The following is a 13,858-nucleotide window of genomic DNA, read 5'->3' on the forward strand; positions in this document are numbered from 1 at the left end:
CGGCCCGTGTTGCGGCACTTGTCATGGCTGTATCCCCTTGCGCAGGGACAGACGCGGCACGTCCTCGCCTGCGCCCAAAGCGTCGCCCCTTCCGGAAAGCGACGGATTTATCATGAAATAGCGGTGGAGGTTGAACGGGCGTGCGCCTTCCTCGACACGTTCGTACCGCCCGTCCGGCAACAATCGCCAGCTGCGTTCGGTATCGAGAAGATTGGCCAGCATCACCTGTTCCAGAACCTGATCATGCACGGTCCGGTTCCGCAAGGGGACGAGCACCTCGACCCGGCGGTCGAGATTGCGGCTCATCCCGTCGGCCGACGAGATGAACACCCGCGCCCGGCCATTGGGCAGCGTCGCGCCATTGCCGAAGACATAGATGCGGCTGTGTTCCAGAAACCGGCCGATGACCGATTTGACCGTGATGTTCTCCGACAATCCCGGCACGTCGGGCCGCAGGCAACAGATGCCCCGCACAACGAGGGCGATCCGCACGCCCGCCTTGCTCGCGGCATAAAACCGCACGATGAGGTCGGGATCGGTCAGCGAATTCATCTTGCACCAGATGACCGCCGGGCGCCCCTTGCGCGCATTGGCGATTTCGTGGTCGATGCATTCATACAGCCGTTCGCGCAGGCCCGTCGGCGAGAAATGGAGCAGTTCGGTCCGGCGCGGCTCGACATAGCCGGTGATGAAATTGAACAGCTTCGCCGCGTCGCGCCCGGCCTTGGGATCGGCGGTGAAAAAGCTCAGGTCGGTGTAGATCTTCGCCGTGGCGGGGTGGTAATTCCCGGTCCCGAAATGGCAATAGGTGCGGTAACCCTCGCCCTCGCGCCGGACGACCATCGACACCTTGGCATGGGTTTTCCAGTCGACGAAGCCATAGATCACCTGCACCCCTGCGCGTTCCAGCTCGTTCGCCCAGAGCAGGTTCTGCTCCTCGTCGAAACGCGCCTTCAACTCGACCACGGCGGTCACGGTCTTGCCCGCCTCCGCCGCCGCGATCAGTGCGCTGATCACCGGGGACTGGTTGCCGGCGCGGTAGAGCGTTTGTTTGATCGCGACGACATCGGGGTCGCGCGCGGCCTGACGCAGGAAATCGATCACCACCTCGAAACTTTCGTAGGGATGGTGGATGATGATGTCCTTTTCCCGGATCGCGGCAAAGCAATCGCCATCGTGTTCGAGCACGCGTTCGGGATAGCGCGGGCTATACGCCTCGAACTTCAGATCGGGCCGGTCCTCGCCCACGATATCGGACAGCTGGTCGATACCGATGAGGCCGTCGGTCTTCTTCACGATCGCATTGTCGAGCCCGAGCTGCTCGCGCAGCAGCGTCTCGGCCTCGGGATCGAAATCCTCCTCGATTTCCAGCTGGATCACGTCGCCGCGGCGGCGCCGTTGTATGGCGGTACGGAAATGGCGCACGAGGTCCTCGGCATCTTCCTCGATCTCGAGATCGCTGTCGCGCAGCACGCGGAACAGGCCGTTGCCCTCCACCCGAAAGCCCGGAAACATCAGCGCGGCATGGCGACACAGCATCTGCTCGATGCTGATATAGCGTGCATCGTCGCCCGGCACGCGGATGAACCGCGGCACCGATTGCGGGATCAGCACCATCTCGATCACCGGCATGCCATCGGAAATCCGCGTCAGCTTGAATAAGAGACCCATGCCGCGATTGGTCACGAAGGGGAACGGGTGGGCGGGGTCGATCGCCTGCGGGGTGATGACGGGCTGAATATGTTCGATGAAGAAGGTCTTGAGCCAGCGGGCGATGTCCGGCTTGCACCGTTCGCGCGCGATCACCTCGATGCCCGCTGCGGCCAGCTCGCCTTGAAGATCGTGCCAGATCGCCTGTTGATCGGTGTTGAGGATGTCGACCTGTTCGTGAATCGCGCGCAATTGCTGCGACGGGGTCAGGCCGTCGATCGAGGGTTCCTCGATCCCGCGCCGCGCCTGCCCGGCGAGCCCGGCCACGCGCACCATGATGAATTCGTCGAGATTGCTGCCCGAAATGGACAGGAAGCGCAGCCGTTCGAGCAGCGGATAATCGTGATTGCACGCCTCGTCGAGAACGCGGCGATTGAAAGCCAGCCAGCTCAGCTCACGGTTGAAGAAAAGGGGTTGGGGATCCGAGCTCATCGCACATTACGCACTATCATGCGCGCTGCATGCGGCCAACGTATGACAGAATTATGAAGCCTTGCAGACCTGCCCCTGCGAAAGCCGGGCGCGAGCGCTTCAGGCCGATTGTCCGGCACGCCTTTCCTGCCGTATTCCGGCGCGCATCGGGACGAGCGCATTCTCGAACTGATCCGTCGCCGCGTCCCAGGTAAAGCGGCGGGCATGGCGCACACACGCCGCCCGGTCCCGGCCAAGCGCCGCCGCGATGGCCGCGTCGAGGTCGCCGCCCATTGCCGCGACCGTGTCGCACAACACGTCGCGCGGCCCCGCCACGTCGAAGGCCGCAACCGGGACGCCGCAGGCCAGCGCCTCGATCATGACGAGCCCGAACGTATCGGTGAGGCTGGGAAACACGAAGCAATCCGCCGCGCGATAGGCCGCGGCAAGCGCCTCGCCCCGCAGCATGCCGAGGAAATGCACATCGGGATAGCGGCTTTGCAACAAAGGCCGCGCAGGCCCGTCCCCGACAATGAACTTCGTGCCGGGATGCGCGCTTCGCAGGAACGCCTCCAGGTTCTTTTCCACCGCGACGCGCCCGGTATAGAGCAGGCGCGGGCCGGGCGCCGCCATCATGACCGGATCGCGCGGCCCGTCCGGCCCGAACTGTTCGAGGTCCACCCCCCGTCCCCACCGGACGACGGGCCCGATGCCCCGCCGCGTCAGATCGCGCGACAGGCTTTGCGTTGCGGCCATCGTCGCATGCGACGGCGCGTGAAACCGGCGGACAAAGCCCCAGAATACGGAGGGCGGCATACCCGTGCGCTGCGCCAGGTAATCGGGAAATTGCGTGTGATACGCGGTGGTAAAGGCAAACCCCCGCCGCATCGCCCACCGCCGCGCCGCATGGCCGAGCGGCCCTTCGGTCGAAAGATGCAGCATGTCCGGCGCGAAATCCGCGATCCGCGCGCCCACGCTGCGCTCCCCCGCGATGGCCAGCCGGATCTCGGGATAGGACGGGCACGGGACCGACCGGAACGCGTCCGGCCCGATCACCGTCACCGCGTGGCCGCGCCGGCGAAGATGGTCGCATGTCGTCTGAAGGCTGCGCACCACGCCGTTGACCTGCGGGTGCCAGGCATCGGAAACCATGCAGATCCGCATCACGCCGCCGCCATGTCGGACGCATCCCGCGCGGCGATCTCGCTCGGCCAGTGGAGGATTTCCATCCGCCCGTCGAAATGCTCGACCAGTGCGGTGCAGCTTTCGACCCAGTCGCCATCGTTGTAATAGGCGATGCCGTCGAAATCGCGGTGTTCGGCGGTGTGGATGTGGCCGCATACCACGCCGTCGACGTTGCGCTTGCGCGCGGCGGTGGCGACCGTCTCCTCGAACCGGGAGATGAAGGCGACGGCATCCTTCACGCGGTGTTTCGCATGGGCGGACAGCGACCAGTACGGCAGGTCGAACATCCGCCGCACCGCGTTCACCGCGATATTCGCGCGCAGCAGCAAGGTGTAGGCCGCGTCGCCGGCAAAGGCGAGCCAGCGCTGCCCCATCACCACCGCATCGAACTCGTCGCCATGAATGACGAGCAGCCGGCGACCGTCGGCGGTGGTGTGCACCGCGCTGCGCCGGATTTCGACGCCACCGAAGTCCAGCCCCGAAAACTGGCGGAACATCTCGTCATGATTGCCGGGGATGTACACGACCTTCGTGCCGCGCTTGGCCCGCTTCATCACGCGGCGCACGATCGCATTGTGCCCCTCGGGCCAGTAGAATTTTTTCTTCATGCGCCACCCGTCGATGATGTCCCCGACGAGATAGAGATGGTCGCTGTCGCAATGGTCGAGGAAATCGATCAGCAGCCGGTGATTGCACCCGCGCGTGCCCAGGTGCACGTCGGAGATCCAGATCGAGCGGTAGCGCCGCCGGGGCGTCCCCGACGGGCCGAAACGCTTGTCCTGCTTCGACAGAGCCTTCATCGCGGTGCCGTCCGCGGTGCCGTCCGCCCGGCCGCGCGCCGTGCCTGCTCCGATTTTCGCAATGAGCGCCATGTGTCCCCCGCATCCCTTTTCCGCCGACGGACAGGAGGATGGCGGGACCGCATGACCGTTTCGGGGCAGTATGACCCGCAGGTTGCGCATCACCTTGCCGTGACCCGCATACCCTTGGAAACACACGCTAGTTTTCTTCGCGGAAGCCGTCCGGCCCGTCGCGCCAGCAGCGCACGCGCCCCTCCCCCGCGATGGCCCAGAGCCGCCCGTCGCCCGATGCCATGGCCCGGTCCGTGGCCGACGGCATCGCCGGGCCGGCGGGGTGCGAATGGTAATAGCCGAGGACCTGCGGCCCACCGTCCCGCGCGGCGCGATACGCATCGATCAAGGCCTTCGGATCGATCTCGAAATGGCGGGCGGGGTCGGGCGCGACATTGCGGGCGGGGCGCGCCGTGTCGATCCGCCCATCATGGCCGAGCAGCAGGCCGCAACACTCGTGCGGGTGCGCCTTTTCCGCCGCGTTCAACACCGTGGCCGCGACCGCTCTTGGCAAGCATGGTTCCATCACCCATCTTCCATAGCATGGGGGGCGAAAATCTCATTACCGGCGTGATCGGCGGCGCGGCTGGCGGCGCGCGTCTGGACAAGGCGCTGGCCGAGGCGACCGAATTGTCGCGGGAGCGGGTGAAGGCGCTCATCGCCGAAGGCTGCGTGACGGTGGATGGGCAAGTGGCGTCCTCCGCATCGGCGAAGGTCGGCGACGGGGCATCGTTCACCATCGCCGTACCGCGCGCCATTCCGGCCGAGGCCGAGGCGCAGGCGATCCCGCTTTCCATCGCCTTTGAAGACGACCATCTGATCGTGGTGGACAAGCCGGCGGGCATGGTCGTGCATCCCGCCGCAGGGAATGCGGACGGCACGCTGGTCAATGCGCTGCTGCATCATTGCACGGGGCAATTGTCGGGCATTGGCGGGGTGGCGCGGCCCGGCATCGTCCATCGCATCGACAAGGATACCTCCGGGCTGCTCGTGGCGGCAAAATCGGATGTCGCGCACGAAGGGCTGGCCCGCCAATTCGCCGATCATTCCATCGAACGGGCCTATCGCGCCGTCGTGAAGGGGCGCCCGATGCCGCCGTCGGGGACGGTGCGCGGCATGATCGGGCGCAGTTCGAGCGACCGCAAGAAAATGGCCGTCCTGCCCGACGATACGGGGCGGGGGAAACACGCGGTCACGCATTATCGCACGGAACGCACGCTGGACCGCGCGGCGCTTATCGAATGCAGGCTCGAAACCGGGCGTACGCACCAGATCCGCGTTCACATGTCGTCCATAGGTCACATGCTAATCGGAGATCCAGTCTATGGGCGTTCCGATTCGCGGCTTCGGCCGATCCTTCACAGGATTTCCTTTCACCGTCAGGCACTCCATGCCGCGGTGCTGGGATTTATCCACCCCGTCACACACGACGAGGTGCGCTGCACAAGCGACCTGCCGCGCGACATGGTGGAACTTATCGAAGAACTTGGTGGTTGATATTAAGAAATTCAACGGGCCAAACGACGGAAATTCGCCTATAACCATCTTGTGGCCGTCGACATGCAAGGTGCCCAGAAGGGGCCTGCGACCGGGGGCTGACGAATAGAAAGGTTTGAAGGAAAGTGGCAATTACGAAATCACCCAGCGTCCCGGCCCTTGGCGGCGAGCAGAGCCTCAACCGCTATTTGTCGGAGATCAAGAAATTCCCCGTGCTGAAGCCGGAGCAGGAATACATGCTCGCGGTTCGCTACAAGGAGCATGAGGACAGGGAGGCCGCGGCACAGCTCGTCACCTCGCACCTCCGGCTCGTGGCGAAGATCGCGATGGGCTATCGCGGTTACGGCCTGCCGGTGTCGGACCTCATTTCCGAAGGCAATGTCGGCCTGATGCAGGGCGTCAAAAAATTCGAGCCCGATCGCGGGTTCCGCCTCGCGACCTATGCGATGTGGTGGATCAAGGCGTCGATCCAGGAATATATCCTGCGTTCGTGGAGCCTTGTCAAAATGGGCACCACCGCGGCGCAGAAGAAGCTGTTCTTCAACCTTCGCCGGATGAAGAAGAATCTCGAGGCGTTCGAGGATACCGACCTGCATCCCGACGACGTGAAGACCATCGCCAACGATCTCGGCGTGCCGGAGCAGGAGGTGGTCAATATGAACCGCCGCATGCTGATGGGCGGTGACAGCTCGCTCAACGTTTCCATGCGCGGCGACGAGGAAGGCGCGAGCCAGTGGCAGGACTGGCTCACCGACGACCGCCCGCTTCAGGATGAAACCGTCGCCGATGCCGAGGAAAAATCGGTCCGCCACGAAATGCTGGTCGACGCGATGGACGTGCTGAACGATCGGGAGAAGCACATCCTGACCGAGCGGCGCCTGACCGAAAATCCGCAGACGCTCGAGGAACTGTCGCAGGTTTACGACGTCAGCCGCGAACGCATCCGCCAGATCGAGGTCCGCGCCTTTGAAAAGGTGCAGAAAGCGATGCAGCGGATCGCCGGCGAAAGGCTCGTCCCCGCCGCGGCCTGACCCTACACACACAGAAAAGGCCCGTGCAGCGATGCGCGGGCCTTTTTGCTTGGGCCTCTGCGTTACAAAAGCGGCCGCTCCCCCTGGCGCAGGGTCAGCACCTCCACCCCGTCCGCCGTCACCGCGACGGTATGTTCGAACTGCGCCGAAAGCTTGCCGTCGCCCGTCACCACAGTCCACCCGTCGTCCAGCGTGGCGACTTTCCGCGTGCCCTGATTGACCATCGGCTCGATGGTGAAGGTCATGCCCTCCACCAGCCGCTGCCCCGTGCCGCGCCGACCGAAGGCGAGCACCTGCGGTTCCTCGTGCATTTCGCGCCCGATCCCGTGCCCGCAATATTCGCGCACGATGGAGCAGCCGTTCCGTTTCGCATGGCGTTCGATCGCATGGCCGACATCGCCGAGCCGCGCGCCTGGCCGCACCTGCGCAATGCCCTGCCACATCGCCTCCTGCGCGATGCGGACAATCCGCCGCGCGGCGGGCGCGACTTCGCCAACCATGTAGGTCTTGCTCGAATCCGCGATGAAGCCGTTCTTCTCCAGCGTGATGTCGAGATTGATGATGTCGCCTTCCTTCACGAATTCGGTCGCGCTCGGCACGCCGTGGCACACGACGTCATTTATCGAGCAGTTGAGGACATAGGCAAAGCCATATTGCCCCTTGCTCGCCGGGCGCGACGCCAGATCGCCTGTGATGAAACGCTCGACCAGATCGTTGATCTCCATCGTGGAGCGACCGGCGAGATCCACGCGATCCAGCATTTCGAAGACCGAGGCCAGCAGCCGCCCCGATATGCGCATCAGGGCGACTTCCTCCGGCGTCTTCACCATTTCAGGCGGCGAGGTCCGGAATGTCGATATCCGCGGCGGCAAGCTGCGACCGGACGATCTCATTGAACGACAGCGCGGGATTGGCCTCCGCCAGCATGCCGATCTTCATCCAGTATTCCGCCTGCGCATTGATGGAGCGGCACATGACGGTGCTCGCCCGGCGGGCATCCTCATGCAGATCCTCGGCAATTTTCACGATGCCCATGATGTCAGTCCTCTGTCAATACGGTTCGTATGTGTTTCATATATGGTTCGTATATGGTTCGTATATGGTTCGTATATGGTTCGTATAGCCAAGGCCGGCGATTGGCAAGATTCGCGCGGCATCCTGCCCATTGCGGGCGACCGGGATTGCCCGATGCGGGGCGCGCGGATAGCGTGGCGCGCATGGCACGATCCTCCTCCAACATTTTCGCCCGCCTGTTCGGCTTCCTCTTCCGCCTTGCGCTGCTCTTCGTGGTGCTTTCGCTGGTATGGGTGGGGGCCTATGCGCTTGTGCCCGTTCCGGTGACGGCCACGATGCTGATGGATGACAACGGCATTACCAAGGACTGGACCCCGCTGTCCGAGATCGACCGCAACATGGTTCGCGCGGTCATCGGGGCGGAGGATGGCAAGTTCTGCTCCCACGACGGGTTCGATGCCGAAGCGATCGCCAATGCCATGGCCCGCAACGCGCAGGGCGGGCGTATCCGCGGCGGCTCCACGATCAGCCAGCAGACGGCGAAAAACGCCTTCCTGTGGCAGGACGGCGGCTATTTCCGCAAAGGCCTGGAGGCGTGGTTCACGTTTCTGATCGAGACGATCTGGGGCAAGCGCCGGATCATGGAAGTTTATCTCAATATCGCGGAAACGGGCATCGGAACCTATGGGGTCGAGGCGGGCGCGATCCGCTATTTCAACCACGGCGCCGACCGGCTCTCGGCGGACGAGGCCGCGCGCATGGCCGCCGCCCTGCCCCTGCCGAAGGAACGTTCGGTGGTGAACCCGTCGGGCTTCACCCGCCGTTATGGCAATACCATCCGCGCCCGCATCGGGCAGGTGGAGCGCGACGGCCTCGACGCCTGCGTTTACAACTGACGCCCCACCGGCGAACGGCGCGCACGAAAAAGCGCGGGAGGATCGCTCCTCCCGCGCTTCTTTCATCTGTGCTGTCGCGGCTTAGTAGCCGATGATCAGCGAGAGGCTGGCCGCGCGCGGCGCACCGATCTGGGCAAAGCCGAAACCGCTGAGCGAGCCGCCGAAGAAGCCGACGTAATATTCGTCGAACAGGTTCGTCACGTTCAGCTGTACCGCCACATCGCCGCCCGTGGGGAATTCGGCGATGTTCAGACGCGCGTCGAGATCGACGATCGTGTAGGCCGGGACTTCATCCTCGTTCGTGTCGTTGATGAAGCGGGGCCCGGTCCGCTTGCCCTGCACGCCCAGTTCGAGCGGGCCGAGAGCAACCTGACCACGCGCACCGAAGCTGTACTCCGGCGTGCCCGATTCGCGGTTGCCCGCGGTCGGGATGATGCCGTTGTTGGGACCGAGCACGTTGTCTTGAATTTCGGAGTCGTTGTACGAACCGAAGACGTAGATCAGCGTGTTGGTGGTCGGACGATAGGCGATGGAACCGTCCACGCCATACTTGTCGACCTCGCCCAGGTTGCGGAATATGGTCGCGCCGTCGCCACCTCGCGCCTCCGGATCGAACGCGGATGCGAGACGATTATTATACTTCGTGTACCAACCCGCGATCTGCGCCTGGATACGACCACGCTGGAACCGCAGCCCCGCGTCGAAGCTGTCCGTGGTTTCGGGAACCGGCGCCCGCGCATCCACAACGAACAGAGAATCGTAGAGTGGATCGGTACCCGGGACCGAAAGACCCTTGGCATAGTTAGCGAAAACCGAAGCCGCATCAGTGAGCGAGAAGGTCAGGCCGACATTCGGCAGCAACTTGTCATATTTGTACGTACGCGAAAGCGGCGCAACATAGGAAGGGTTAGCTGCTTCGTATGCTGACAAATCCTGACCGGCTGGTAGGCAGTCGACGTCGCCCCCTTCATTAATCGTATAACAGTTCTGGTTCAATTCACGCTCGAAGAACGGAACGCGAAGGCCAAGAACAGTAGTGAGCCGATCATCGATAAAACGACCGCGATACTCACCCGATATTTGATTCAATATCGCGTAAGACAGTCGATCGCGCTTATTGATCTGATTGCCGTTCACGTCGTTAAGAGCATTATCGATTGCGAAAACATCGCTCGGCTCGCCGTTGTTCAGCATATTTGTAATCTGGCCGGTCTGGCGATGCCGAGCGTGGTCAAGGGTATAAGCCAGTCGAACGCGGTGGGCAGGCGCCAGGTCATAAATAACATTGGCGATAACACCATAGCGATTGGTCACGGTCTGGCTGGGCGCGTTGCCTGCGATGCCATCGAGCAGATCCCCATCGCCATTGAGATCGCGACCCAGATAATAACTTTGGTCAAACGAGCCAGTTAATGGAGTGCTGGTGTTGGCGGGAGTAAAAAAGCCTTCGTTCAAAACAGCGTTACCGCCGCCATTGGCTTTAACATATTGATAGCTAGGATCAAAAGTGAACGTCAGGCCATCAGAAAGAGAGAAGCGCGACGAGCCACGAATATTGCCTGTGTCGGACGGATTATAGCGGCGATAAAACGGTGCACCGCAACCATTCCTTCGGTCATAAACATCGGCGACGGCATTTTGGCCACCCTGCCCCAACACCTGCCCGTCAGGAACGCTGCAGGGAAACGGCGCATCGCTTGGCTTTGACCAGATATTGAACCGGTCTTCCTTGGAGTACGTACCGTCATAAAACCGGAGCAGGTCGCCTAACCGTTCCGAACCGGCGAAATTGTTGCGGTTCTGGTTCCAGTGGCCCGCGACCGAGATGAAGTCGCCGTTGTTGCCGATATCCTGGAAGATACGGCCGTTGAACTGCGTCTTCTCGACTTCGCTATACGGGTTGTAGGGCACGCCATAGGAGGTGAAGCTGCCCGAAACGAACGCCCGCAGGCCGCCGCCGGTGATGTCGCCGGTGTCGACCATCGCGAACCCGCGCATGTAGAGCGAATTCTGGAAATCGTTCATGGCGAACACATCGCCCACCGACATGGTGGTGGTGATGCCGGGCTCCATGCCGGGGATGCGCGTGCGGATGTTGACGGTGCCGCCGGTGGCCGATGCGGTCGGGCTGTCGACGTCGGTGACGCCCAGGTTCACGTTCACCTCTTCCAGCACTTCGGGGTCGACCTGCTGATTGGTGTAGAGCGCGTAATTGCCCGAATCGTTCAGCGGCAGACCGTCCAGCGTCTGCGAAACGCGATCGGCGCCAAAGCCGCGAATGGTGAAGCCACCGCCCGACGAACCCCAGGGATCGTTGTTCTGAAAGCTGACGCCCGGAACCAGGTTGATGATGTCATTGACCGTCTGGCCGGGGCGCTGACGACGGATAATTTCCTGGTTGAGGACCTGCTTCGCCTTGGGCGTGTCGGGAATTTCGACACCGCCGACGCTGCGGTCGCGGGCGCCGGTGACGACGATGACGTCTTCTTCGCTGAAGTCGATCGAGCCGGTCGACTGGGCATGTGCGGAAAGCGGCAACATGATCGCCACGACGGCGCTGCTGCCAAGGAGGAAGTTCTTCATTGCAGATGTCCCCTGATACGGTGGTGACTACGAATCCCGTTAAAGCGGAAAAAACGGGGCGATCCCGATGCGGCGATTCGCCCGTTTATCCGCTTTCGGCGCCCCCTTAACGCCTCCTACGTGACAATCGAGTGACAAAACATGCGTCATTTGGGAACCTGTAATAAGCTTTCAAAAATAGGCCGCCGAATGGCGTCGTTAACCGTATCACATCGGCCCTGCGGCAAGATTCTGGCACGGGTCCAGAGCGCCAAAAAGATTTTCGCTGCACTGCGGTAAATCTGCAACGCTTCGGCGAAAGGGATCGGAAGGTGGGGCGGTTCGCATCCGTGGTTTTTGCGGTATAGGTCGCCGCATGGGTATTGGACACGATCATTCGCACGGGCACGGGCACAGCCACGCACACGCGCCAAAGGATTACGGGCGCGCGTTCGCCATCGGCGTGATTCTCAACGTCGGGTTCGTCGCGATCGAGGGGTTGGCAGGGCTGATCTACGGCTCGATGGCGCTTCTGGCCGATGCGGGGCATAATCTTTCCGACGTGCTCAGCCTGCTCATCGCCTGGGGGGCGAGCATTCTTTCCCGGCGGCCTCCTTCGGCGCGGTTCACCTTCGGCTTGAAAAGCAGTTCGATCCTCGCCGCAATCGCGAATGCGGCGTTTCTGCTGATCGCATTGGGCGCCATCGCGATCGAGACTTTGCGCCGGCTGTTCGATCCCGCCCCGGTCGAGCCGGGTCCGATCATGGTCGTTGCCGGGATCGGCATCGTCATCAACACGGCCACCGCCTTGCTGTTCATGGCCGGGCGGAAAGGCGACCTCAACATTCGCGGCGCCTATCTGCACATGGTGGCGGATGCGGCGGTGTCCGCGGGGGTGGTGGGCGCGGGCCTGCTGATCTGGCTCACCGGTTTTGCCTGGATCGATCCCGTGACCAGCCTGCTGATCGTCGCGATCATCGCGGTGGGCACGTGGGGCCTTTTGAAGGACAGCGTGAAGATGGGCCTGCTCGCCGTGCCGGACAGCGTGGACGAAGGCGCGGTGCTGCAAACGCTGTCCCGCCTGCCCGGCGTGGCGGCGGTGCATGACCTTCACATCTGGCCGATGAGCACAACCGAAACCGCGCTGACCGCGCATCTGGTGATGCCGGGCGGACATCCGGGCGATGCGTTCCTGCACGATGTCGCGCACAGGCTGGACCATGATCACGGCGTGCATCACACCACGTTGCAGGTGGAACTCAATCCCGAGGCGGGCTGCGCGCTGGCCGATGGCACGGTGGTATAGGGCGCAACGCAAAAGGGCCGGAGGTTTCCCCCCGGCCCCTCGCTATCGCATGGAAATGGCGCGGTTTTACGCGGCCTCTTCCTTGGACTTGTGCACCTGCACGGGTTCCTTGCGGCCCTCGACGACATCCTTGTCGACGACCACCTCGGCCACGCCTTCGAGCGTCGGCAGATCGAACATGGTATCGAGCAGCATGGCCTCCACGATGGAGCGCAGGCCGCGTGCGCCGGTCTTGCGCTTGATGCCCTTCTGCGCGATCGCCTCGAGCGCGTCGTCGGTGAAGGTCAGTTCGACATTCTCCAGCGCGAAGAGCTTCTGATACTGCTTGATCAGAGCGTTCTTCGGCTCCTTCAGGATCTTGACCAGCGCATCGACGTCGAGATCCTCGAGCGTGGCGATCACCGGGAGGCGACCGACGAATTCGGGAATGAGACCGAATTTCAGCAAATCCTCAGGCTCCGCCTTGGACAGAAGCTCGCCGACCTTTTTCTTTTCCGGGTCGGCGACATGGGCGCCAAAGCCGATCGAACGCTTCGCCATGCGGTCCGAAATCAGCTTTTCGAGGCCCGCAAACGCGCCGCCACAGATGAACAGGATGTTCGTCGTGTCGACCTGCAGGAATTCCTGCTGCGGATGCTTGCGCCCGCCCTGCGGCGGGACCGACGCGGTCGTCCCCTCCATCAGCTTGAGCAAGGCCTGCTGCACGCCTTCACCCGACACGTCGCGCGTGATGCTCGGGTTCTCGGCCTTGCGCGTGATCTTGTCGATCTCGTCGATATAGACGATGCCGTGCTGCGCCTTCTCGACGTTATAGTCGCTGGCCTGCAGCAGCTTGAGGATGATATTCTCGACATCCTCGCCGACATAGCCCGCCTCGGTCAGCGTGGTGGCATCGGCCATGGTGAACGGCACGTCGAAGGTGCGCGCCAGCGTCTGCGCCAGCAGCGTCTTGCCCGAACCGGTCGGCCCGACGAGCAGGATGTTCGATTTCGCCAGTTCGACATCGTCGTTCTTGCCGCCATGCTTCAACCGCTTGTAGTGATTGTGCACGGCCACCGACAGGACGCGTTTGGCCCGGTCCTGCCCGATGACGTAATCGTTCAGGGTCGCGAAAATCTCGGCCGGGGGCGGAACGCCGCCGTCCTTCTTGCCGGCGATGCCCGCCTTGGTTTCCTCGCGGATGATGTCGTTGCACAATTCGACGCATTCATCGCAGATGAACACGGTCGGTCCGGCGATCAGCTTGCGCACCTCATGCTGCGACTTTCCACAGAAGCTGCAGTAAAGCGTGCTCTTGCTGTCCGTTCCGCTCACTTTGGTCATAAGTTATCCTGTATCGCCCGAATCCGGGCGGGGTCATAAAATCTACGCTTGCGCCTGCGATAATCAAGGTCG

The 13,858-nt window shown here is 62.7% G+C and carries 12 protein-coding genes; 4 read left to right on the plus strand and 8 right to left on the minus strand.

Going from position 1 to position 13,858, the window contains the following annotated elements; translation table 11 throughout:
* Window positions 1–21 precede the first annotated feature (21 nt).
* The 4 genes from Q0897_RS10010 to Q0897_RS10025 all read right to left on the minus strand — a co-directional run bounded on the left by Q0897_RS10010 (window position 22) and on the right by Q0897_RS10025 (window position 4,683).
* A complete protein-coding gene (locus Q0897_RS10010) occupies window positions 22–2,142 on the minus strand; it encodes an RNA degradosome polyphosphate kinase (protein ID WP_299309249.1) in 2,121 nt (706 codons plus the stop codon).
* 99 nt (window positions 2,143–2,241) lie between these two features.
* Entirely contained in the window at window positions 2,242–3,285 is a 1,044-nt protein-coding gene (locus Q0897_RS10015; protein WP_299309250.1) for a glycosyltransferase family 1 protein, read from the minus strand.
* Window positions 3,285–4,106 carry a UDP-2,3-diacylglucosamine diphosphatase gene (locus Q0897_RS10020; protein ID WP_299309370.1) on the minus strand — a complete coding sequence of 274 codons (822 nt, stop codon included), beginning with the start codon at window positions 4,104–4,106 and terminating at the stop codon, window positions 3,285–3,287. Before Q0897_RS10020 ends, Q0897_RS10015 begins: the two co-directional genes overlap by 1 nt.
* 199 nt (window positions 4,107–4,305) lie before the next feature.
* Window positions 4,306–4,683 carry a M67 family metallopeptidase gene (locus Q0897_RS10025; protein ID WP_299309251.1) on the minus strand — a complete coding sequence of 126 codons (378 nt, stop codon included), beginning with the start codon at window positions 4,681–4,683 and terminating at the stop codon, window positions 4,306–4,308.
* Window positions 4,684–4,700: 17 nt separating this feature from the next.
* Between Q0897_RS10025 and Q0897_RS10030 the strand changes: the two genes are divergently transcribed.
* Window positions 4,701–5,654, plus strand: coding sequence for an RluA family pseudouridine synthase (locus tag Q0897_RS10030; RefSeq protein ID WP_299309253.1), 954 nt, complete (start codon window positions 4,701–4,703; stop codon window positions 5,652–5,654).
* A 131-nt stretch (window positions 5,655–5,785) separates the two neighbouring features.
* On the plus strand, window positions 5,786–6,685 hold the full coding sequence (gene rpoH, locus Q0897_RS10035; protein ID WP_366519921.1) for an RNA polymerase sigma factor RpoH: 900 nt from the start codon (window positions 5,786–5,788) through the stop codon (window positions 6,683–6,685).
* Window positions 6,686–6,747: 62 nt separating this feature from the next.
* On the opposite strand, the gene map is transcribed toward rpoH, so the two are convergent.
* Both map and Q0897_RS10045 read right to left on the minus strand, forming a co-directional pair.
* Entirely contained in the window at window positions 6,748–7,515 is a 768-nt protein-coding gene (map, locus tag Q0897_RS10040; RefSeq protein WP_299309255.1) for a type I methionyl aminopeptidase, read from the minus strand.
* Between the two features lies 1 nt (window position 7,516).
* Window positions 7,517–7,720, minus strand: a complete 204-nt coding sequence (locus tag Q0897_RS10045) for a ParD-like family protein (protein ID WP_299309256.1) — start codon at window positions 7,718–7,720, stop codon at window positions 7,517–7,519.
* Window positions 7,721–7,902: 182 nt separating this feature from the next.
* Here Q0897_RS10045 and mtgA point away from each other — a divergent pair, with 182 nt between their 5' ends.
* The gene (gene mtgA / locus Q0897_RS10050) at window positions 7,903–8,595 is read left to right on the plus strand and encodes a monofunctional biosynthetic peptidoglycan transglycosylase (RefSeq protein WP_299309258.1); all 693 of its coding nucleotides are present in this window, start codon (window positions 7,903–7,905) and stop codon (window positions 8,593–8,595) included.
* An 81-nt stretch (window positions 8,596–8,676) separates the two neighbouring features.
* Here the strand turns inward: mtgA and Q0897_RS10055 are convergent, their stop codons facing one another.
* Window positions 8,677–11,178: a TonB-dependent receptor gene (locus Q0897_RS10055; protein WP_299309259.1), complete on the minus strand. Its 2,502-nt coding sequence runs from the start codon at window positions 11,176–11,178 to the stop codon at window positions 8,677–8,679.
* A 355-nt stretch (window positions 11,179–11,533) separates the two neighbouring features.
* Here Q0897_RS10055 and Q0897_RS10060 point away from each other — a divergent pair, with 355 nt between their 5' ends.
* A complete protein-coding gene (locus tag Q0897_RS10060) occupies window positions 11,534–12,463 on the plus strand; it encodes a cation diffusion facilitator family transporter (protein WP_299309260.1) in 930 nt (309 codons plus the stop codon).
* 66 nt (window positions 12,464–12,529) lie between these two features.
* Here the strand turns inward: Q0897_RS10060 and clpX are convergent, their stop codons facing one another.
* Complete coding sequence (clpX, locus tag Q0897_RS10065) at window positions 12,530–13,786, minus strand: ATP-dependent Clp protease ATP-binding subunit ClpX (RefSeq protein WP_202086032.1); 1,257 nt, start codon at window positions 13,784–13,786, stop codon at window positions 12,530–12,532.
* Window positions 13,787–13,858 lie beyond the last annotated feature (72 nt).

Source organism: uncultured Croceicoccus sp., assembly GCF_947496385.1.
Taxonomy (GTDB): Bacteria; Pseudomonadota; Alphaproteobacteria; order Sphingomonadales; family Sphingomonadaceae; genus Croceicoccus.